1 protein-coding gene is annotated in these 471 nt (G+C 64.1%); it reads left to right on the plus strand.

Annotation, left to right across the window (positions count from 1 at the left end; all coding sequences use genetic code 11):
• Positions 1 to 471, plus strand: a 471-nt coding sequence (locus tag AACY45_RS28330; RefSeq protein WP_339548776.1) for a M13 family metallopeptidase, incomplete at both ends; no start/stop codon positions are given.

Raw genomic sequence — 471 nt, forward strand, 5'->3', positions numbered from 1 at the left:
CCAGATCACCTTCCCCGCCGCCATCCTGCAGCCGCCCTTCTTCGATCCCAAGGCCGATGCCGCGGTCAATTACGGCGCGATCGGCGCGGTGATCGGGCATGAAATCGGCCACGGCTTTGACGATCAGGGCAGCCTGTTCGACGGGACCGGCAAGATCAGCAACTGGTGGACGCCCGAATCCAAAAAGGCCTTCACCGCGCGCACCGCCGTGCTCGGCAAGCAATATGACGGCTATGCACCGATCCCCGGCACGCACATCAAGGGGTCGCTCACCATGGGCGAGAATATCGGCGATCTCGGTGGCGTGGAAATGGCCTATGCCGCCTATCAGCGCTATCAGGCCAAGCACGGCAAGGCACCCGTGATCGGCGGGCTGACCGGCGACCAGCGCTTCTTCCTCGCCTGGGCGCAAGTCTGGCAGGAAAAGGACCGCGAAGGCGCGCTGCGCCAGCAATTGCTGACCAATGCGCA

This window comes from Pseudomonas sp. RA_35y_Pfl2_P32, assembly GCF_963970735.1.
In the GTDB taxonomy this organism is placed as follows: Bacteria; Pseudomonadota; Gammaproteobacteria; order Pseudomonadales; family Pseudomonadaceae; genus Aquipseudomonas.